Annotated in this window: 19 protein-coding genes; 9 read left to right on the top strand and 10 right to left on the bottom strand. The window is 30.1% G+C overall.

All coding sequences use genetic code 11. From position 1 onward, the window contains the following. Positions 1 to 20: 20 nt before the first annotated feature. The 3 genes from WAO74_RS12975 to WAO74_RS12965 form a co-directional block, all read right to left on the bottom strand. Positions 21 to 386 (bottom strand): hypothetical protein, encoded by a 366-nt coding sequence (locus WAO74_RS12975; protein ID WP_422162678.1) that lies wholly within the window; start codon positions 384 to 386, stop codon positions 21 to 23. A 38-nt stretch (positions 387 to 424) separates the two neighbouring features. Beyond that, complete coding sequence (gene hflX, locus WAO74_RS12970; protein ID WP_422162677.1) at positions 425 to 1,636, bottom strand: GTPase HflX; 1,212 nt, start codon at positions 1,634 to 1,636, stop codon at positions 425 to 427. Positions 1,637 to 1,873: 237 nt separating this feature from the next. Further along, positions 1,874 to 2,113: a hypothetical protein gene (locus tag WAO74_RS12965; protein ID WP_422162676.1), complete on the bottom strand. Its 240-nt coding sequence runs from the start codon at positions 2,111 to 2,113 to the stop codon at positions 1,874 to 1,876. 114 nt (positions 2,114 to 2,227) lie between these two features. Between WAO74_RS12965 and glpQ the strand changes: the two genes are divergently transcribed. Together glpQ and WAO74_RS12955 are read left to right on the top strand one after the other, a co-directional pair. Further along, complete coding sequence (gene glpQ, locus WAO74_RS12960; RefSeq protein WP_422162675.1) at positions 2,228 to 3,217, top strand: glycerophosphodiester phosphodiesterase; 990 nt, start codon at positions 2,228 to 2,230, stop codon at positions 3,215 to 3,217. A gap of 62 nt (positions 3,218 to 3,279) precedes the next feature. Continuing rightward, on the top strand, positions 3,280 to 3,813 hold the full coding sequence (locus WAO74_RS12955) for a hypothetical protein (RefSeq protein WP_422162674.1): 534 nt from the start codon (positions 3,280 to 3,282) through the stop codon (positions 3,811 to 3,813). Between the two features lie 10 nt (positions 3,814 to 3,823). Here the strand turns inward: WAO74_RS12955 and WAO74_RS12950 are convergent, their stop codons facing one another. The 3 genes from WAO74_RS12950 to aspS form a co-directional block, all read right to left on the bottom strand. Beyond that, entirely contained in the window at positions 3,824 to 5,599 is a 1,776-nt protein-coding gene (locus tag WAO74_RS12950) for a chloride channel protein (RefSeq protein ID WP_422162673.1), read from the bottom strand. Between the two features lie 122 nt (positions 5,600 to 5,721). Next, positions 5,722 to 6,432 carry a DUF6503 family protein gene (locus tag WAO74_RS12945; RefSeq protein WP_422162672.1) on the bottom strand — a complete coding sequence of 237 codons (711 nt, stop codon included), beginning with the start codon at positions 6,430 to 6,432 and terminating at the stop codon, positions 5,722 to 5,724. 43 nt (positions 6,433 to 6,475) lie between these two features. Then, positions 6,476 to 8,230 carry an aspartate--tRNA ligase gene (gene aspS, locus WAO74_RS12940; protein WP_422162671.1) on the bottom strand — a complete coding sequence of 585 codons (1,755 nt, stop codon included), beginning with the start codon at positions 8,228 to 8,230 and terminating at the stop codon, positions 6,476 to 6,478. 98 nt (positions 8,231 to 8,328) lie between these two features. Here aspS and WAO74_RS12935 point away from each other — a divergent pair, with 98 nt between their 5' ends. From WAO74_RS12935 to WAO74_RS12920, 4 genes are all read left to right on the top strand, one after another. Further along, positions 8,329 to 8,688 (top strand): cupin domain-containing protein, encoded by a 360-nt coding sequence (locus WAO74_RS12935; RefSeq protein WP_422162670.1) that lies wholly within the window; start codon positions 8,329 to 8,331, stop codon positions 8,686 to 8,688. An 84-nt stretch (positions 8,689 to 8,772) separates the two neighbouring features. After that, entirely contained in the window at positions 8,773 to 9,444 is a 672-nt protein-coding gene (rsmI, locus tag WAO74_RS12930) for a 16S rRNA (cytidine(1402)-2'-O)-methyltransferase (protein ID WP_422162669.1), read from the top strand. A 95-nt stretch (positions 9,445 to 9,539) separates the two neighbouring features. Beyond that, positions 9,540 to 10,370, top strand: coding sequence for a DUF4886 domain-containing protein (locus WAO74_RS12925; RefSeq protein ID WP_422162668.1), 831 nt, complete (start codon positions 9,540 to 9,542; stop codon positions 10,368 to 10,370). Further along, complete coding sequence (locus WAO74_RS12920) at positions 10,370 to 10,711, top strand: HopJ type III effector protein (protein WP_422162667.1); 342 nt, start codon at positions 10,370 to 10,372, stop codon at positions 10,709 to 10,711. The genes WAO74_RS12925 and WAO74_RS12920 overlap by 1 nt, the downstream gene beginning before the upstream one ends. 2 nt (positions 10,712 to 10,713) lie before the next feature. On the opposite strand, the gene WAO74_RS12915 is transcribed toward WAO74_RS12920, so the two are convergent. Next, positions 10,714 to 11,316, bottom strand: coding sequence for a carboxymuconolactone decarboxylase family protein (locus tag WAO74_RS12915; protein ID WP_422162666.1), 603 nt, complete (start codon positions 11,314 to 11,316; stop codon positions 10,714 to 10,716). A 5-nt stretch (positions 11,317 to 11,321) separates the two neighbouring features. After that, the gene (locus WAO74_RS12910; RefSeq protein WP_422162665.1) at positions 11,322 to 13,478 is read right to left on the bottom strand and encodes a T9SS type B sorting domain-containing protein; all 2,157 of its coding nucleotides are present in this window, start codon (positions 13,476 to 13,478) and stop codon (positions 11,322 to 11,324) included. An 82-nt stretch (positions 13,479 to 13,560) separates the two neighbouring features. Here WAO74_RS12910 and WAO74_RS12905 point away from each other — a divergent pair, with 82 nt between their 5' ends. The 3 genes from WAO74_RS12905 to WAO74_RS12895 all read left to right on the top strand — a co-directional run bounded on the left by WAO74_RS12905 (position 13,561) and on the right by WAO74_RS12895 (position 17,289). Further along, positions 13,561 to 13,986, top strand: coding sequence for an OsmC family protein (locus WAO74_RS12905; protein WP_422162664.1), 426 nt, complete (start codon positions 13,561 to 13,563; stop codon positions 13,984 to 13,986). A gap of 21 nt (positions 13,987 to 14,007) precedes the next feature. Beyond that, on the top strand, positions 14,008 to 15,693 hold the full coding sequence (recJ, locus tag WAO74_RS12900; RefSeq protein WP_422162663.1) for a single-stranded-DNA-specific exonuclease RecJ: 1,686 nt from the start codon (positions 14,008 to 14,010) through the stop codon (positions 15,691 to 15,693). A 141-nt stretch (positions 15,694 to 15,834) separates the two neighbouring features. After that, on the top strand, positions 15,835 to 17,289 hold the full coding sequence (locus tag WAO74_RS12895; RefSeq protein WP_422162662.1) for an ATP-binding protein: 1,455 nt from the start codon (positions 15,835 to 15,837) through the stop codon (positions 17,287 to 17,289). Positions 17,290 to 17,299: 10 nt separating this feature from the next. Here WAO74_RS12895 and WAO74_RS12890 read toward each other — a convergent pair whose 3' ends face one another. Beyond that, on the bottom strand, positions 17,300 to 17,671 hold the full coding sequence (locus WAO74_RS12890) for a VOC family protein (protein ID WP_422162661.1): 372 nt from the start codon (positions 17,669 to 17,671) through the stop codon (positions 17,300 to 17,302). Between the two features lie 181 nt (positions 17,672 to 17,852). Further along, complete coding sequence (locus WAO74_RS12885; RefSeq protein ID WP_422162660.1) at positions 17,853 to 20,255, bottom strand: helix-turn-helix domain-containing protein; 2,403 nt, start codon at positions 20,253 to 20,255, stop codon at positions 17,853 to 17,855. Positions 20,256 to 20,278 lie beyond the last annotated feature (23 nt).

The following is a 20,278-nucleotide window of genomic DNA, read 5'->3' as shown; positions in this document are numbered from 1 at the left end:
TTTTGGTGATTTATTTTATTTCAGCTTAATCTTTGTATAAATCCGTTTTTTAAATATTGAGCTGCTTTTATTAGATAGTTCTGTTCGACATCTTGATTTTCCTTTAGAACGTAATGAAGCATTTCTTCATTTCCGGTTTTTAAATTAATCAAGATTATTTCAAATCCATAATCAACAGGATGATAGGAATTAGACAAAACAATTTTTAGATTTTTGTCCTCATTATTGAATTCAAATTCATCCGAAATTATTACACCATTTGGTTGTTCAGAAAACTTGTAAATCGGTTTGTCAAAATCAAATTCAGTTATCAAAAACTCAAAATAACGTTTGGTTTTTTCGACGAAATTTCCTCTTTTGGCATAGTAAGTTTCTTTCTCTGTCATTTTCATAATTTTTTACCAAACAGTACTCTCCCAACTTTCTATTCCTCCTCCTTATACTCATCATATAAAAAGTCGTTGTAAGGAAAACGTTGAATGTGAATTTTCTTTACTTCCTCGTAAACTTTGTCTTTAAAATCTTCTAAGTTTTCTTTGTTTAAAGCAGATATAAAAATAGAGGCAACTTCTTTATCATTCATCCAAGTTTTTTTCCAGTCTTGTAAAGTGTAGTGTTCTTTTCCTTTTTCGGTTACCAAATCATCATCATCAATGGTTTCATATTCGTAAGCATCAATCTTGTTAAAAACCATTAAAGTAGGTTTGTTTGCAGATTTAATATCATCTAAAACCGTATTTACAGAAGCGATATGATCTTCGAAATTTGGATGCGAAATATCAACTACATGCAATAACAAATCTGCTTCGCGAACTTCATCTAAAGTAGATTTAAAAGATTCTACCAATTGTGTTGGTAATTTTCTAATAAACCCAACTGTGTCTGTCATTAAAAAAGGTAAGTTTTTAATCACCACTTTACGAACTGTAGTGTCTAGAGTTGCAAAAAGCTTGTCTTCTGCAAAAACATCGCTTTTGCTAATTACGTTCATTAAAGTAGATTTCCCAACGTTTGTGTAACCAACCAAAGCAACTCTAACCATTTGCCCTCGGTTTTTACGTTGCGTAGCCATTTGCTTATCTATGGTTAACAATCTCTTTTTTAGAACGTCTATTTTATCGCGAATAATACGTCTATCTGTTTCAATTTCAGTTTCTCCAGGACCACGCATTCCAATTCCCCCTTTTTGTTTGTCTAGGTGTGTCCAAAGTCTGGTTAATCTAGGTAAAATATATTGGTTTTGTGCTAATTCTACTTGCGTTTTTGCAGAACTTGTTTGCGCTCTTTGTGCAAAAATATCTAGAATTAAATTGGTTCTGTCTAAAATTTTACAATCTAAAATTTTCTCTATATTTCTTAATTGACCTGCAGATAATTCATCATCAAAAATGGCTGTTCCAATATCATTGGCATCAATATAATTTTTAACCTCTTCTAATTTTCCAATTCCTAAAAAAGTTTTAGGGTTTGGTCTTTCCATTTTTTGAACAAAACGTTTCACAGCAACTCCACCTGCTGTAAGTGTAAGAAATTCTAATTCGTCTAAATATTCTTTAGATTTAATTTCGTTTTGATTTTGAGTAACAACTCCAATTAAAACGGCTTTTTCAGAAATGGCTTCTTTTTGATCTATCATAAAACAAAAGTACGAACAAAACTTGTTTTTTGCACACAAAAAAATCCTCAACAAGTTGAGGATTTCCTAATTAATTCAAATTCAAATTTACTTTTTGCTTTTTCTTTTCAATAGCCTTGTTCAAATTTTTTATCCCTACAAATTTATATAGATTTAAGACAATCAAGAACATTTAAAGGTTAAGAAAACATATATTTTAGGTTATGAATTGAAAAATTATTCTAATAAAAAAAGAGATTAATCTTTCCCTTGATTTTTAAAAGCATTCAATAATTTTTCATCATTTAAAATGTATTTTTTGTACTTACCATCTCTGTATCTGTAATAAATAAATAATGGCATAAACAAAAATGAAAAGTAAAAAACACTTAAACCCATTACAACCTGGGCTTTTTCGTCTTCGATATTTATTAAATAAACACCAATAATCACCCAAACTAAAAAGACGATAAACATTATTTTTAACGCTATTTTCATGTTGTAAATTTACAAAAGTTCTATCTTTATTTTTTAAATAAATAGATCTTTTCGAGCGAAGTTGAAAAATGATTAGATTTCGACATTGTTCGACTTAGATTAAAATTACAAAAAATGAAATCAATTTCATTATTTTTCATTTGCTTGCTTGTTATTTCTTGCAATCAAACTAAAAAACCACAGACTATGAAACCGAAAATTGTTATTGCGCACAGAGGTGCCTCTGGATATTTACCTGAACATACTTTAGAAGCAAAAGCAATGGCACATGAAATGAATGTTGATTTTATTGAACAAGATTTGGTGCTGAGCAAAGATGATGTGCCTATTGTAATTCATGATATTTATTTGGATGATGTTACTAATGTTTCTACAAAATTTCCTAATAGAAAAAGACAAGACAACCGTTTTTATGTAATCGATTTTACTTTTGATGAACTAAAAACTTTACAAGTAACAGAACGTTTTAATCCAGAAACTGGTGAACAAGTTTATAAAAATCGTTTTCCTATTTGGAAAGGGAATTTTAAACTGCATTCTTTACAAGAAGAAATTGAATTGATTCAGGGTTTAAATGCATCAACCCAAAAAAATATCGGAATTTATCCAGAAATTAAAGAACCAGCTTTTCATGCGAAAGAAGGAAAAAATCTAACCAAAATTGTTCTAAAAGTTTTGGCAGATTATGGTTACAACACCAAAAATGACAATTGTATTCTGCAATGTTTTGATGCCAAAGAATTAGAAAAAATCAGAAAAGAATTAAAGTCTGAGTTATTTTTAGTACAATTGATGGAGTTTGAAGATGAAGCAAAAAAACTAGGTCATTTTGCAAGGTATGCAGATGGAATTGGACCTTGGTACAGACAAATTTTATCAGAAAAAATTGATGGTAAATTTACATTTACTTCTTTAGTTTCTGATGCCCATAAATTGGGTTTACAAGTGCATCCATATACTTTTAGAGCAGATGCTTTAGCTGAGTTTTCCTCTTTTGAAGAAATGATGGAAACCTTATTAATAGATGCAAATGTAGATGGTGCTTTTACAGATTTCCCAAATAAAGTAATCTCTTTTTTAGAAAAACAAAAAACTAATTATTAATTCGTAAAAACATTCTAATTTACTTTAAGTTACCTTATTTTTGATATTAAACTTTGCTTTTTATGGAATTAAACATTTACGCTATAAAACACTTTAATAACACTTTAGATTTGTATTCTTCTAACGAAAAGCTATATTCTTCTAGTTGGTTTATGGAGTTTGGAAAATTTGGTTGCGAGGTTTTTAATAAAGAAGAAAAAATAATTTATTCTATATACAAACAGTTTCAGTTTTGGAAATGGAGAATGGTTTATAAAATTAAAAAAGATAACATGGTGTTATCAGAATTAATTTCTCAAAACAACAAAAAAACTATTTATTCTATTGATGTTAAAGAGATTACTTACGAGATAAAAGTTCACTACAAAAAGAAAAAATCTGTTTATAAAAACGGAATTAAAATAGCCGAATTTAACGAAGCTTGTGTAAGCGAAGAGTATAAAGACAAAATTAAATTGTTACTTTTAGATAAAAAAGATTTGGAATTTTGTTTTTTATTATTTTCTTGTTTAAAAGTAGGAGAAACCGAACGTACTTCAAATTCTGTTTTAACAAGTCAGAAACAGTTAGAAATTAACGATGAACCTTGGACTTAATTATCAACAATTAGGAGGTTACCTCAATCAATTTATTTCTGTAAGCTGTTAATAATTTAGATTTTGATATAAAACCAACATACTTATCGTCTTTAATAACAGGTAAATTCCAAGCATTACTAGTTTTAAATTTTTGCATAATTTCTTCTACAGAATCATTATAAAAAATAATTTCTGGTGCAGATTTCATTAAGGTTTCTACAGTTACACTATTGTACATTTCTGTATCGAACATAAAGGGTCTTATATCGTCTAAAAGTACAATTCCTAAAAATTGTTTCTCTTTGTTAAGCACTGGAAAAATATTTCTAGTAGATTTTGCTACTGCGTTTTTTAGCATTTCACCTAATAACATATCTGGGTTTATTGCCTTGAAATTCTTTTCAATAAGTCTGTCAATTTTCATCATCATTAACACATTTTTATCTTTATCATGTGTAATAAGTTCTCCTTTTTTGGCAAGTTCTGTGGTGTAAATGGAGTTTGCAATAAAGTATTTTGTAAACGCAAAACTAATGGCTGCCACCAACATTAATGGCACAAAAAGTTCGTAACCTCCTGTAATTTCTGCAATTAAAAATATGGCTGTTAAAGGCGCGTGTAAAACCCCAGCCATTAAACCTGTCATACCAATTAAGGTGAAATTAGATTCAGAAACGCTGCCTCCTAAAGTATTAATTACTTTGGCAAAAACGTTTCCTAAAGTAGCGCCCATAAACAATGTGGGTATAAAAATACCTCCAACTCCACCAGCTGCAAAAGTTGTTGTCATTGCAATTGCCTTAAAAAGAGCTATTAAAAACAAGAAGCCAATAACAATCCAAATATTGGTTAAATCTACTTTGTAAGGAATGTCTGCTAAGGCACCAGAAGTATTTCCATTTAATAAATTGTTGATTAGGCCATAGCCTTCTCCATATAAAGGCGGAATTAAATACAGCATAATGCCTATTGCAATTCCACCAACAATTAACTTATGAATTGGTTTTTTTATCCGTTTGAAAAAATTGGTAATTCTAAAATAAATTTTAGAAAAATAAACAGAGGCAACACCAGTTCCAAAACCCAGAATAATGTAATAAAAAATGTCTTTTATTTGAAAAGCATCAATCAATTTAAAACCAAAAAGCGCATCTTTTTCAAAGAAAAAATAAGAGGTAATTACAGCAGAAACAGAAGCCAATAAAAGTGGTACTAAAGAAGCAAAAGCCAAGTCTAAACTAAAAATTTCTACAGCAAAAATAATAGCTGCAACAGGTGCTTTAAACATAGATGACATAGCTCCTGCAGTTGCACAACCAATTAACAACATTCTGGTTTTTGCACTCATGTGAAATAATTGCGCAACATAAGAACCTAAAGCAGCTCCAGTGCTTACAGCTGGTCCTTGCAAACCTGCAGAACCTCCAAAACCCACAGTAATAGGTGCCGTAATTAAAGAAGCATACATTTTGTATTTTTCTATAATTCCGTTTTTTTTAGAGACAGCATGCAAAGTGGTTGAAATACCATGACCAATTTCCTTTTTAATGATTTTCTTTTTGATGTAATACACCAAAACCAGACCAATAATTGGGAAAATAAAATATAGCGAGTAATGAAAATCTTTAATAAATTTTCCTTCTATGACATTTTCAATAAAGAAGGTTAAATTTTTTAAAACAGCCGTTCCTAAACCTGCTAAAAAACCTACTAAAATGCTTAAAACATAAATAAATTGACGCTCGGAAATATATTTATACCTCCAAATAAGAATTTGTTTTAAGTATTTATTTTTTGTTGGCATTTTGTTTTTAATCTAAAGATAAAAATAGCTTGTCATTTCGACATTATGGAGAAATCTTATGGTTTTATTTTGAGATTTCTCAATCGCAAAAAAGCTCATTTCGAAATGACATTCGTATACAATTATTTTTCTTTAGTTGATAAAATATCAGTACCTAAAAACACATTGTCTTTGTTGTAATACCAAGCTCTAACTTTTGGCATTTTGATTTCATTTATTGTTTCTAAACCCGACAATAAAATATATTCCCCACTCTCTTTTGTGTCTTTAAAAAACTGATAGACTTCCATTGCATACGTTTTAGGATTGAAATAAAAATACCAAGTATCTTTTCCTATTTCTTTTGGATACGTAACTTTTAGCACCAAATATTCCTTGCCTTTAAACTTTTTACGCTCTACTTTTTCATCAATTATTGTCCCTTTATCTTTTAATTTCATAGGCAAACCATATAAATAAGTGTAATAATTTTTATACAAATTGGCTCTATCTTCATTTAAACTGAATTTCTTTTTTAGTTCTTCTGATGGATTTTTATCGCCATTAAGAGAAAAGCTGATTTTGTTTTTATCAACAATAAATTCAGTAATAATGGTATCTCTTTTTGCAACAACAGAAAAATATTGTTTTGGTAAATTGATGTTTATTTTACTCAATCTATCACCATTTTTAGGAGTTTCCATGGTTACAAAAAGTGCTCCATTAAAAGTATTCCAATTGTTATTTGGATCGTGAAATTCGATTGCTTTTTCTAATAATTGACTTCCTGTAATTTCTTGGGAAAATGAAATTATTGAAGTGAAAAGGAACAGAAGTGTGGTGATTTTTTTCATAACTTAAATGTAATAAAAAATCCTGCAAAAGCAGGATTTCAATTTATTTTTGAATATCTAGTTTCAAACTTAGCTCTTTTAGTTGTTCATTATTTATAAATGCAGGAGCATCTATCATCACATCTCTTCCAGAGTTATTTTTAGGGAATGCAATAAAATCTCTAATGGTTTCTTGTCCTCCTAAAATAGCAACCAATCTATCCAAACCAAAAGCCAAACCTCCATGAGGTGGTGCTCCATATTCGAAAGCATCCATTAAAAATCCAAATTGTGCTTTGGCATCTTCATCAGAAAAACCTAAATGACGTAACATGGTTGCTTGCATTTTTTTATCGTGAATTCTTATAGAACCTCCACCAATTTCATTTCCATTTAAAACCAAATCATATGCATTTGCTTTTACAGCTCCAGGATCTGTATCTAACATTTCTAATTGTCCTGGTTTTGGTGATGTAAATGGATGATGCATTGCATGATAATGCCCTGTTTCTTCATCTAATTCCAACAATGGAAAATCTACTACCCAAAGTGGCGCAAATACTTTTGGATTTCTCAAACCTAAACGTGTTGCTAATTCCATTCTTAAAGCAGATAATTGTGTTCTTACTTTATTGGTTGCTCCAGATAAAACACAAATTAAATCGCCTGCTTTTGCACCTGTAATTTCTGCCCATTTTGCTAAATCTTCTTGGTCGTAAAATTTATCTACGGATGATTTGTAAGAACCGTCTTCATTTATTCTACAATAAACCATGCCTAAAGCTCCAATTTGTGGTCTTTTTACCCAATCAATTAAAGCATCGATTTCTTTTCTTGTGTAAGAATTTCCACCTGGAACTGCGATACCAACCACTAATTCTGCGCTATTAAAAACACCAAAATCTTTGTGTTGTGTAACTGCATTTAACTCGCCAAATTCCATTCCAAAACGAATGTCTGGTTTGTCATTTCCATACATTTTCATGGCATCATCATACAACATTCTTGGAAATTTCTCAATTTCTACTCCGTTAATTTCTTTTAGTAAATGACGTGTTAATCCTTCAAAAACATTTAAAATATCTTCTTGTTCTACAAACGCCATTTCACAATCTATCTGTGTAAATTCTGGCTGTCTGTCTGCACGTAAATCTTCGTCTCTGAAACATTTTACAATCTGAAAATATTTATCCATTCCACCCACCATCAACAATTGTTTAAAGGTTTGAGGTGATTGTGGCAATGCATAAAATTGTCCTTCATTCATTCTACTTGGCACCACAAAATCACGTGCGCCTTCTGGAGTAGATTTGATTAAATATGGAGTTTCTACTTCAATAAAATCTTGATTAGAAAGATATTTACGAACTTCCATGGCTACTTTATGACGAAAAATCAAACTGTCTTTTACAGGATTTCTTCTAATATCAAGATATCTATATTTCATTCTAATATCTTCTCCACCATCAGTTTTATCTTCAATAGTAAATGGAGGTAATTTTGCAGCGTTTAAGATTTTTAACTCAGAAACCAAAACTTCTATAGCTCCAGTTGGCATTTTATCATTCTTCGATTCACGCTCAATTACAGTTCCTGTAACTTGAATTACAAACTCTCTTCCTAAAGATTTTGCTTTGTCCATCATTGCAATTGGTGTGCGTTCTTCATCAAAAATAAGTTGCGTAATTCCATATCTATCACGTAAATCTACCCAAACCATAAATCCTTTATCTCTACTTTTCTGAACCCAACCAGCTAAGGTTACTTCTGAATTGATGTGTGATGCTCTTAACTCGCCACAAGAATGACTTCTATACATTTCTCTAAAATTTAAGGTGCAAATTTAATCATTTCATCAGAAAAAAGTCGTGTTTTAGTATTTGATTTATAACCACAAAATCTTTGTAAATTTGTTGTATGAGCGCAATTAATATTCAAGAGAAATTCAAATTATTTTCTGAACATTGGACTCCCAAAAAAGTTGGAGAGTTAAATGGGCAACAAGTATTATTAGCAAAGCTTAAAGGTGAATTTATTTGGCATTCTCACGAACATGAAGATGAGTTTTTTTTAGTGATAAAAGGTACTTTGCAGATTGAGTTAAGAGAGAAAACCATCACTTTAAAAGAAGGTGAATTTTACATCGTACCAAAAGGAGTAGAACACAAACCTAATGCAAAAGAAGAAGTTCATGTTTTATTATTTGAACCTCTTTCTATAAAACATACAGGAGATATTATGGCTGATATTACTGTGGAAAATTATGAAAGCATTTAAATTAGTTGGTGGTTTTTGGTTTATAGTTAGTGGTTTTTCCATAACTCCCAAAAAAAACCAACCAACAACAAAAAACTAAAATGAATGAGTAAACTATATTTAGTACCAACACCAATTGGTAATTTAGAAGACATGACTTTTAGAGCGATTCGTGTTTTAAAAGAAGTCGATTTTATTTTGGCAGAAGATACACGTACAAGTGGAAAACTTTTAAAACATTTTGAGATTGGCACGCAAATGCACAGTCATCATATGCATAATGAACACAAATCTATTGATGGAATTGTAAAAAGAATAAAACAAGGTGAAACTTGTGCTTTAATTTCTGATGCTGGAACACCTGCCATTTCAGATCCTGGTTTTTTATTGACAAGAGCGTGTGTAGAAAATAATATTGAAGTTGATTGTTTACCTGGTGCAACTGCTTTTGTGCCAGCTTTAGTGAACTCTGGTTTGCCAAATGACAAGTTTATTTTCGAAGGTTTTTTGCCAGTAAAAAAAGGAAGACAAACTCGTTTTTTATTTTTAGCAGAAGAAAAAAGAACAATGATTTTTTATGAATCGCCACATAAACTTGCTAAAACTTTAGCAAATTTTATAGAATATTTTGGAGCTGATAGACAAGTTTCTGTTTCAAGAGAACTCACAAAAATGTTCGAAGAAACTGTGAGAGGAACTGTAACTGAAGTTCTAGCTCATTATACAATTAAGCCTCCAAAAGGTGAAATTGTTATTATTGTAGAGGGGAAAAAATAACTGTTTTAATAAAATCTAATTGAAAATCATTAAAATACTTATCACTTTAGCACTAAAAAAATCATTAATATTGTGGTCTATTTAATCCTTTATTTATGAAATTAAAAACAAAATTATTTAAATATATTTTAACAGTTATCTTATTTGTAAACAGCTCATTATCTGCTCAAACAGTTACAAATACAACTACGATAATTCCTCAAAATAAAAAAATTAGAGTCTTGTTTGTAGGGAACAGTTTTACCTATTATAACAATTTGCCTCATGTAGTTTCTGCCATGGCAAAATCGCAAGATATTATTATTGAAACGAAACATTCTACAGTTGGTGGAAGTAGCCTCGAAAATCACTGGAAAAGTGAAAGAGGTACTCAAACTAGAACCATGATAGAATTAGAAAAATGGGACTATGTAGTTTTTAACAATCATAGTTTAAGTTCTATTGAAAAGCCTGAGGGTTTTATGGATTATGGTAAAAAGTTTGCAGATTTAGTAAGAACAAAAGGTGCAGAACCCATTTTTATGATGACTTGGGCTTACAAATCTAACCCATTAATGTTGCCAGAAATTGAAAAAATGTATAAAAAGCTTTGCGAAACTACTAACTCTAATTTTGTTCCTGGTGGTCCTTTGTTTGCTAGTTCAATAAAATACAGACCTAATTTAGAATTGTATCATGATGATATACATCCATCTTCCAATGGGACGTATCTTTTAGGGTTGGCTTTTTACAAGTATTTTACAGGAAAAAATGTAAATGCAATCCCTACAAATATTTCAACTTTAGATTCGAATGGTCAGATTTTATATCTAATTTTTATGAACGATTTAGATGCTAAGTTTTTTAAACAATTAGTTAATGAATTCACTTTTAAAACTTTAGAGCAAAAAGTTGAGCCTATTCCTATTGTAAATCCCAAACAATAATGACGCTTCAAGAATTTAAAAATAAGCTAGAAGCGAATCCAACTGAGGTTACTTTTTCAGAAACTATGTTAGTTATAGATGGTTTTTATCATTTTATACCTACAGCTTTTACAAATGGAAAAATTAAAAATGAAGCAGGAGAAAACTCTGGTTCTTGCAAGTTATTTGCTTTTGCAAAACATCATCAATTTACCAAAGAAGAAACCTTATTTTGTTTTGGTGAGCATTATCAAAGTGTTTTAAATGATGCCAATGGAACTTCTCATCAAAATATTAGAAATTTTATGAAAACTGGTTTTAAAGGTTTATCTTTTAATTATGAGCCTCTGAAATTGAAATAATTTTAATATTTAGAACCATCGTGTTTGCCAACTTCAAAACCGTGTTTGCCTAAAAACTGATTGCCACTTTCTATGGCATCGTCTTCTAAAGTTGTTCCCATAGAATCGTTCCATCTATTTAAATAGCCAAATAAAGAAATTACACCTAACATTTCTACAATTTCTCCTTCGTCCCAATATTTATAAAGTGCTGACTTAATTTCAGCATTTACAGCATTTGGCACCATTGAAGCTGCCAAAGAAAAATCTAAAGCTGCTCTTTCTGCATCAGAAAAAGCTTCGTGTGTTTTATATTCCCAAATATTATCTAATTGTTCTTGTTCCGCTCCATAACGTTCTGCAGCCCTAATTGCATGTGCTTGACAATATCTGCAACCAGTTGCATTACTAGAAACCCAAGCAATCATTCTTTTTAATGCAGATGTAACTCTGCCTTCATTGGCCATAACTGCTTTATTTAAATTGATAAATGCTTTAGAAATGGCTGGTCTTCTTTGCATTGTTAAAACTGAATTTGGACAAAAACCTAGAGTTTCATTAAAAAATTCTGCCAACTTTTTGGTTTCTAAATCGTGTTCTGCTGCAAGTGGAGTTACTAAAGCCATGTTTTTTATTTTCTTATTAAACTAAAATTTCCTGTTTTTTCTATTGATAAACCATTGATATCTGTTAAAGTTACTCGAAACCAATAATCGTTAGAAGGTGCTTTTTCGCCTCTTGAAATTCCGTTCCAACCTTTGCTGTTTTCATCTATTTTATAAACGAGATTCCCAAATCTATTATAAATATAAATATCTGATATTGTATAAAAAGTACTATCAAAACCAGATATTTCCCAAACATCATTTTGTCCATCTTCATTTGGTGTAAAAAATTTTGGATATGCTAAAATTGAAAAAATGTATGCTGTTGTTCCACATCCTCCTTTATCTCTAACATATAAGGTGTGAATGCCTGTTGTTAAATTTGAGAAAAATCCGTCATCTTTATAAACACTAAATTCATCATCAATAGCAAATTCATAATCTCCATTTCCTAAATTTGTATTTGCAACCTTAATTGAATTATTATTTGAATCATCAGTAATAATAACATCCTCCTTTGTAATGGTTGCTTTTTCAGAATCTGATACTGTAATGGTTTGTTCTAAAGATTGGCAACCAGCTTCAGAAATTGCACTAACTGTGTAAATACCAGATGCGTTTAAGGTTATGGTTGATAAATCGCCAGCTAAAATAACGCCTTCTTTTTTCCAAACATATCTATAATTTCCCTGGGCATTTATAGTTTCTAATTCTAAAGAACCTATATCTTCACACAAAGCAAAAGTGTTTTGAAGCAATTCAAATACAGGAACTGTATTATCTACCACAGCAATTACTTCTGTTCTTGTAGCAGAAATACAGCTATTATTATTGGCTTCAACAAAATAACTTGTTGTTGTGTTTAATGTTGGTGTTTGAAAATTAGCACCAATAAACAAGGGTGTTGTGCTTGTTAAAGTTTCAAACCAATATACTTCTCCATTGGAAACTTCTGCTTTTAAAACAGCAGTTCCAGAACAAATTAAATCGTCTGTTGTACTTGTTATTATAGGTCTTTGATTTACAATAACTTCTACAGGAATTCTAAGAAAATTTGAACATCCATTAGCAAAAATTGTTGCATAAAAAGTAGTATTTTGTGTTAAGTTTGGGGTTGTAAAAGACAATGCTTCAGCTAGTTGTGTTCCTCCAGTTTGAGCATCGAACCATAAAATATCTCCTTCACTTGGGTTTGCAGTAATTGTAGCAGAACCCGATTCACAAATTGTAGCTGTTGTGGTTGATAAAATTTGAGGAATATAAATACTTGTACTTGCAACAATATTTAATGGTGGGTCTGAAGGTATTCCATATTCTACAATGTAACCTTTTGGTATATATGGACCTGTACCACCTGCATTTGGTAAATCGTTCCAAGCTCCACGAATTCCAATGGAAGGATCTGTAATATGCGCATAATCTTCATTGCCTACATTATTAGGTTCGTTATTATTCCAAAATGCAAAATTTGGTGTTGTTCCATTTACTTGTCCTAGCCAAAAAACAGTACCAGCTTCTGGGCCAGTAACCCATTTCCATTCACCTTCTGTTTCTTCGTCAGAACCACCAATCCAACCTGCACCTGAGGCTTGTTTTCCTGCAAAATCTGCTTCTTCTTGGCTAGTTAAAGTTGCTAAATAACCTTTTCTCCCATAATAAGTTTGGTTTTCTGCAGCTATCTTTGCATTGCTCCAAGTTATATTTGGCTCGTCTATAAATTGATAGAAATGGTCGGTTAAAGGTAAATAGTTGGCATCATTAATAGTTAAAGAAAATGTTTTTTCTGGTTCTATAGTACTTGCTGTAGTAGTAAATACTACTTCTTTTACAGCGTTTTCTAAATCTGTTAATAAAATTGATGTACTATTTGATGAAAACAAAGTTAGTTTCCCTTCTGTAATATTCCAATTTTGAAAAATAGTTGGATGACTGCCTGTTAATTCTAATCTATCAAAATTTGCTTGATAACCAGACGAAATTTGTATAAAAAATGCATCAATAGTAGTATCATCTAAATCTGTTATTGTAAAATCTGTAACAATGTTGATTGGATTTCCTGGACAAAAAACTTGCTTTCCCTCTGCAAAAACAACTGGTGCATTATCTGTTTGAGCAAATGAAATTGTAAAAAAAAACAAAAAAAGATAAAAAAATACCTTTTTTAAATATAGAGATTTATCCATTTTAATGAGTAACTTCTTTGTGATTTCTTATTTTTGTAAGAAAGCACAATTTAAGACTTCAATTTTTAAAAAAATATAAATTATGGTTAAAAATATTGTTACAACAAAATGGACACAGAAATCGCAGTTCGAAACAGATAACCCAAGTGGACATACATTTACAATGTTCGATAAATCTCAAGACAATGGAAATGTTATTGGTTTTGCTCCGAAAGCATTAATGCTCTCTTCTTTAGCTGGTTGTTCTGGTTTAGATGTAGTTTCACTTTTAGAAAAAATGCGTGCAGAAGTTGCAGCTTTTTATATTGAAGTTACTGCAGAATTAACAGATGAGCATCCAAAATTTTACAACAAGGTAAAAGTTGATTATTATTTTTCTGATACAGAACTGCAACCTGAAAAAATTCAAAAGGCAGTAAATTTATCGGTCACGAAATATTGTGGAGTGATGGAAATGTTTAGGCAATTCGCAGACGTGGAAATTGAAATTCATTTAAATAATTTGTAAAAAAAGTCTTAATAAAAAGCTATGAGATGGACTTTAAAACCAGAACCAAATAAAGAAAAGGTAAACCAATTAGCAAAAGAATTAGATGTTGATAGAACTATTTCAAAAATTCTCTGTCAAAGAAATATTGAAACATTTGAGGATGCAAAAAAATTCTTTCGGCCAAGTTTAGAAGACATTCACAATCCTTTTTTAATGAAAGATATGGATGTTGCTGTTGCAAGAATTGAAACTGCAATTGCCAACAACGAAAATATTTTGGTCTTTGGTGATTATGATGTGGATGGAACTACTGCAGTTTCTTTAGTTTCTTCCTATTTAAAAACCATTACACCAAACGTAGCAACTTACATTCCTGACAGATATGCTGAAGGTTATGGGGTTTCTTATATGGGAATTGATTTTGCAGAAGACCACGATTTTTCTATAATTATTGCTTTAGATTGTGGCATTAAAGCCATCGAAAAAGTAGCTTATGCATCCGAAAAAAATATCGATTTTATTATTTGCGACCACCATAAACCAGGAAAAGAAATTCCGAAAGCAGTCGCTGTTTTAAATGCAAAAAGAGAAGATTGCAACTATCCTTTTGATGAGCTTTGTGGCTGTGGAGTTGGTTTTAAACTCATTCAAGCTTTGGGTGTTTCTAGAAACCAAACTATTACAGATTTTGTACCCTATTTAGATTTGGTAGCCACAGCAATTGCAGCAGATATAGTGCCTATGGTTGGCGAAAATAGAGTTTTGGCTTATTATGGTTTGCAGGTAATTAATGAAAATCCGAGAAATGGAATCAAAGCCATAATTCATCAAATTAAGAAAAAAGAACTCACAATTACAGATGTTGTTTTTATAATTGCACCCAGAATTAATGCTGCTGGAAGAATGAAACATGGCAATTATGCTGTTGAATTATTAACAGAAATGGATTTTGAAACTGCCATTAAATTTGCAGCAGAAATTGAAATTTTTAATGCAGATAGAAAAGATTTAGACAAAAAAATTACAGATGAAGCCATTATTCAAGTTGTTGATAATGAAGAAGAAAATCGATTTTCTACAGTAGTTTATCAAGAAGATTGGCACAAAGGAGTTATTGGAATTGTAGCTTCTAGATTGATAGAAAACTACTACAGACCCACTTTAGTTTTTACAAAAAGTGGTGATAAATTAGCAGCTTCTGCACGTTCTGTAAAAGGTTTTGATGTTTATGAAGCTTTGTTACAATGCGAAGAATTTATAGAACAATTTGGTGGCCATAAATATGCTGCTGGTTTAACATTGTTGCCAGAAAATTACCCGAATTTTAAAAACAAGTTTGAAGCCGTAGTTGCAAAAACCATAGATAAAGAACTCTTAACTCCAGAAATTTCTATTGATGCAGAAATTGAACTAACAGAAATTACACCTAAATTTTTTCGAATTATTCAACAAATGGCACCTTTTGGACCACAGAATATGAAGCCTGTTTTTAAAACTTCTTGTGTGAGAGATAATGGTTATGGGAAAAAAGTTGGTGCAAACGAAACGCATTTAAAACTAAATGTTTTTCAAGGTGATAATCAAAAAACCTACAATGCTATTGGTTTTAATTTGGGGGATAAAATGGACTTTGTTCAAGATGATTTTGATATTGTTTACAGTTTAGATGAAAACGAATGGAATGGCTATAAATCTGTGCAATTGGTTTTAAAAGATTTGAAATAGATTTTCTTATTTAAGCTATTAATAAAGTTGTATATATTTGAATTTCAGCTATATAAAAAATATTTAAAGTCGAAATTAAAATAGAGTCATTTAATTGACTCTATTTTTTGTATATTTGTTTAGCACAAAAAACATCAAAGAATGAGTTTATTAAGAGCTTTCTCTAAAGAACAAATTATAAATAAAATTAATTTTGAAAATCCCTGGTGGAAAAACAATAAAATTGATGAATATTATTCATCGATGAAAAAAAGACTCTATTTTGAACTATTTTCTCCATTGGTTTATGAAAAAAAAATAAAAAGAGCTATTGTATTAATGGGACCTAGAAGAGTTGGAAAAACTGTAATGCTTTTTCATCTAATACAAGATTTGATTGATAATAATGTTCCTGCAAAAAATATCTGTTATTTATCTATAGAGAACCCAATTTATAATAGTCTTTCTTTAGAAGAAATGTTACTTCATTTTTTAGAATATAACAAGCTATCTTCTTCAAACGAATTGTATGTTATTTTTGATGAAATTCAATATTTAAAAAACTGGGAAGTTCATTTAAAAGCTTTGGTAGATTCATATCATAAAATTAAATTTATTGTTTCTGGTTCTGCAGCAGCAGCTCTAAAATTAAAAAGTATTGAATCTGGAGCAGGTAGATTTACTGATTTTATGTTACCTCCTTTAACTTTTTATGAATATATAGATTTAAAAAATTTATCTCATTTAATATCACTAAAAATTAAAAAATGGAAAGGAGTTGCCGGTAATTATTATCATACAGATAAAATAGCGATTTTTAATAAGCACTTTATTGACTATATTAATTTTGGTGGTTATCCTGAGGTTTCTCTATCAAAAGAAATTCAATTAGATCCTGGAAGATATATTAGAAATGATATTGTTGATAAAGTACTACTAAGGGATTTACCAAGTCTTTATGGTATAAAAGACGTACAAGAATTAAACTCTTTATTTACAACGATTGCTTATAATTCTGGAAACGAATTTACTTATGAAGAGCTATCTAAAAACTCTGGAATTGTAAAAAATACTTTAAAAAAATATATAGAATATTTAGAAGCAGCCTTTTTAATAAGGGTAATCAACAAAATAGATCAAAATGCAAAAAAATTTAAAAGAGCTACTTCTTTTAAAATTTATTTAACAAACCCATCTTTAAGAAGTGCGTTATTTTCACCTTTAGATAAAGGTGATGATTTTATTGGGAATATGGTTGAAACTGCCATTTTTTCTCAGTGGGGTCATAATACAGGTTTTACCCCTTATTATGCAAGATGGAAAAATGGAGAAGTTGATATTGTAAGTTTATCTAATGAAAAACAAAAACCTATATGGGCAGTAGAAATTAAATGGAGTAATAGATTTGTAAAAAGTTTACAAAAACTTTCAAATCTAAAATCTTTTTGTGAAAAAAATAATTTAGATAGAACTTTAATTACTACTATAGATATAGAAGAAATTAAAGAAAATGATGGACTTATTTACGATTTTACACCAAGTAGTATTTATTGCTATACAGTGGGTAGAAATGCAATAGAAAGAAGATTAAATAAATCTATGGCTATTTCGCATTAAGAGTATTTATCTAAACATGCTGATCAATCAAAACAGCATTTCCATCAGGATCTAAAACCACAAAACTTGCTGGCCCAGAAGTAGTTTCATCTGCTTCAGTTTCTAGTTTTACACCTTCACTTTTTAAGTGTTTTTGAATGGTTCTTACATCATCAAACTCATCTAATTTATTGGCACTTTCATCCCAACCAGGATTGAAGGTTAAAATGTTATTTTCGAACATTCCTTGAAAAAGACCTACTAAAGCATTTCCGTTTTTGAGAATTAAATAATTCTTTTCTATTTGTCCTGCAAAAACTGTAAAACCTAATTTTTCATAAAATTCTCGTGATTTATGTATGTCTTTTACTGATAAACTAATTGACATTGCACCTAATTTCATACTTTTTGTTTTTTGGTTGATCTTTTAAAGTTAAGAAAATATTTTTTATTCTAATCTATTTATTGTGTTTGTAAGTTCGAGTGGTTTTTCGATTGTAATGAGAAAAATTGTATCGAGAACTTTTTAAAATAACATCTCTATACTAATTTGATAAAAATCAAATTCGATATGACAGTATTTTTCAACTCTCCATAGACAATAAAACCATTCTTAACTCCATAAAAGTAAACGTTTTATCTACTTTTTCTTTTAGTTCTGTGAGGTTTTTAAACTCTGTTTCTTCTATTGCTTTTATAATTTTTTTATACTTTTTAAGAGGTACCAATTCTAAAATATCCACTTCACCAGAAGGAATAAAACTTGCCAAATGACTTTCTATAGTTCCTTTTGTTAAACTGCGTTCTTTAGCAACTTCTTTAACTGTCAGTCCAGATTTAAACAACTCAAAAGTAATTTGTTTGGTGCTTTTTTTATCTTCTTTTTTCTGTTCGTTAAATTTATTAATTCCGTTTTCTAAGCAATAGGCTTCAATTGTTTCTAAAATTTCTTTTCCGTATTTTTCCACTCTAATTTTACCCATTCCAGAAATTTGCAACAACTCTTTTTTACTTCTTGGCAAAGCATCACACATGGCATATAACGTTTCTTGCGTAAATATTTGAAAAGCAGGTATATTTTCTGCAATTCGAATTCCATCTCTTAATTCACGAAGTTTTAGAGCTAAAATTGGGTCTCTTTTCGAACTTAATTTTTTCTTCTTTTTAGGTTCGGTTTTTTGCAAAACTGCATTGGCTCTTACTTGCAAATATTGGTGTGTTTTAAAGCCTTCAGTCGATTTTTGCAAGGCAAAAAGTTTCTCATCTAGTTTTTCTTGCAAGCTATCAAACTGTTTTGTAAAATCTGCTTTTACAGCTTTGTTGTCTGATGAAAAAGCAATCGCATCCAAAGGTTTTTGAATGTTATTTTGTGTTTGATTGATAAAATAATCCACCCCTTTTATAAATCGTTCTTGAATTTGAGAACTATTTTCGGGCAAAATATTGTCTTGAGAAATTTGTAAAAGTTGATTTTTAAAACCGTTAGAAACTTTCATCAAATTTACAACTCCATCATCTTTTATGGTTTGTAAATGATCAATTACATCACCTTTTATACTCGTTTGATTTCTGTAAAAAATGTCTATCAATCTTGTTATTGGATATAAAAAAGGTTGATAATCAAACAATTCTGATATTAAATTTAGTTGAAATTGTTTTTCAGATTCGTTTAAAATAGTTTCATCAGGATGATTTTCTTCGACACTTAAATTAAAAGAACTTACAGTTTTGTCATTAATAATTGCGTTGCTAGTAATGGGTGTTTTTAAAACCAAACCATCTAAAGAAGTGCATCTACTCAAAGCTACATACGTTTGTCCATGTGCAAAAGAAGCTTCTGCATCTATAATGGCTTTTTCAAAGGTTAAACCTTGACTTTTATGAATGGTAATTGCCCAGGCCAATCGCAAAGGAATTTGTGAAAATGCACCAGAAATCTCCTCTTTAATTTCTTTGGTTTCTTCGTTAATAGAATAATCGATGTTCTCCCAAGTTTCTTTTGCAGTAACAATTTCATCAATTTCATTAGGGCATTGTACAGTTACATTTTCTTTAGAAATATCGGTTACAATACCAATTTTACCATTAAAATATTTTTTTTCTGGTGATGAATCATTTTTGATAAACATTACTTGTGCACCCACTTTTAACTCTAACTTTTCATCATTTGGATACGAGTTTTCATTGAACTTTCCAGAAACCTCAGCATCGAAAAAATAGCTTTTATTTTTGATTTTATTAAGTTGAGAATCGTTGATTAAATTGGCTCTATTATTATGTGTTGTTAAGGTGATATAGCCATCATCTTTTGAGGGAGAAAAAGTTGGATTGTAGTTTTTATTTAAAATTTGTGCAGATTCATCAGATAAATTATCGTTTCTAACTTCGTTTAAAATTTTGATAAAATCTTCATTTTTTTGACGATAAATATGTTTCAACTCAATAGAAACTACGTTGGCTTCTTGGTATGCTTTAGAGCTAAAAAAGTACACAGTTTCATAATAGGGTTGCAACAAACTCCATTCATTGGGTCTTACAACTGGTGCTAATTGTTGCAAATCGCCAATCATTAAAATTTGTGCGCCACCAAATACTTTATTTCGATTTTTATAACGACGCATTACTTGATCTATGCCATCTAATAAATCTGCTCTAACCATAGAAATTTCATCAATAATTACTAGATCTAACGATTTTATAATATCGATTTTCGTTTTAGAAAACCTTCTTTGTTGCTGATTATTTTGAGTTTGATTTGGTAAAATTGGCCCAAAAGGCATTTGAAAAAACGAGTGAATCGTAACCCCTTTTGCATTAATAGCAGCAACCCCTGTTGGAGCTACAATAACTAATCTTTTTAAAGATTCGTTTTTAATTTGATGTAAAAAAGTAGTTTTTCCTGTACCTGCTTTTCCTGTGATAAACAGGTTTCTATCCGTTTTTTCTATGAAATTTATGGCAAGTTTTAATTCAGGATTTTTGGACATTGTAGCTTTTTGATGCAAGATAA

Origin of the sequence: Polaribacter sp. (assembly GCF_049276715.1) — a bacterium.
Taxonomy (GTDB): Bacteria; Bacteroidota; Bacteroidia; order Flavobacteriales; family Flavobacteriaceae; genus Polaribacter.
Note: the sequence above shows the minus strand (reverse complement) of the source record. Positions and strands in the feature narration are given on the sequence as shown.

What these genes read in the sequence shown, in the direction of transcription:
- WAO74_RS12915 (WP_422162666.1), bottom strand. Translation starts at nt 11,316, where the DNA reads ATGGCTTTAGTAACTCCACTTGCAGCAGAACACGATTTAGAAACCAAA.
- WAO74_RS12975 (WP_422162678.1), bottom strand. Translation starts at nt 386, where the DNA reads ATGACAGAGAAAGAAACTTACTATGCCAAAAGAGGAAATTTCGTCGAA.
- hflX (WP_422162677.1), bottom strand. Translation starts at nt 1,636, where the DNA reads ATGATAGATCAAAAAGAAGCCATTTCTGAAAAAGCCGTTTTAATTGGA.
- WAO74_RS12935 (WP_422162670.1), top strand. Translation starts at nt 8,329, where the DNA reads ATGAGCGCAATTAATATTCAAGAGAAATTCAAATTATTTTCTGAACAT.
- WAO74_RS12895 (WP_422162662.1), top strand. Translation starts at nt 15,835, where the DNA reads ATGAGTTTATTAAGAGCTTTCTCTAAAGAACAAATTATAAATAAAATT.
- aspS (WP_422162671.1), bottom strand. Translation starts at nt 8,230, where the DNA reads ATGTATAGAAGTCATTCTTGTGGCGAGTTAAGAGCATCACACATCAAT.
- glpQ (WP_422162675.1), top strand. Translation starts at nt 2,228, where the DNA reads ATGAAATCAATTTCATTATTTTTCATTTGCTTGCTTGTTATTTCTTGC.
- recJ (WP_422162663.1), top strand. Translation starts at nt 14,008, where the DNA reads ATGAGATGGACTTTAAAACCAGAACCAAATAAAGAAAAGGTAAACCAA.
- WAO74_RS12950 (WP_422162673.1), bottom strand. Translation starts at nt 5,599, where the DNA reads ATGCCAACAAAAAATAAATACTTAAAACAAATTCTTATTTGGAGGTAT.
- WAO74_RS12885 (WP_422162660.1), bottom strand. Translation starts at nt 20,255, where the DNA reads ATGTCCAAAAATCCTGAATTAAAACTTGCCATAAATTTCATAGAAAAA.
- WAO74_RS12925 (WP_422162668.1), top strand. Translation starts at nt 9,540, where the DNA reads ATGAAATTAAAAACAAAATTATTTAAATATATTTTAACAGTTATCTTA.
- WAO74_RS12965 (WP_422162676.1), bottom strand. Translation starts at nt 2,113, where the DNA reads ATGAAAATAGCGTTAAAAATAATGTTTATCGTCTTTTTAGTTTGGGTG.
- WAO74_RS12955 (WP_422162674.1), top strand. Translation starts at nt 3,280, where the DNA reads ATGGAATTAAACATTTACGCTATAAAACACTTTAATAACACTTTAGAT.
- WAO74_RS12945 (WP_422162672.1), bottom strand. Translation starts at nt 6,432, where the DNA reads ATGAAAAAAATCACCACACTTCTGTTCCTTTTCACTTCAATAATTTCA.
- rsmI (WP_422162669.1), top strand. Translation starts at nt 8,773, where the DNA reads ATGAGTAAACTATATTTAGTACCAACACCAATTGGTAATTTAGAAGAC.
- WAO74_RS12905 (WP_422162664.1), top strand. Translation starts at nt 13,561, where the DNA reads ATGGTTAAAAATATTGTTACAACAAAATGGACACAGAAATCGCAGTTC.
- WAO74_RS12890 (WP_422162661.1), bottom strand. Translation starts at nt 17,671, where the DNA reads ATGAAATTAGGTGCAATGTCAATTAGTTTATCAGTAAAAGACATACAT.
- WAO74_RS12910 (WP_422162665.1), bottom strand. Translation starts at nt 13,478, where the DNA reads ATGGATAAATCTCTATATTTAAAAAAGGTATTTTTTTATCTTTTTTTG.
- WAO74_RS12920 (WP_422162667.1), top strand. Translation starts at nt 10,370, where the DNA reads ATGACGCTTCAAGAATTTAAAAATAAGCTAGAAGCGAATCCAACTGAG.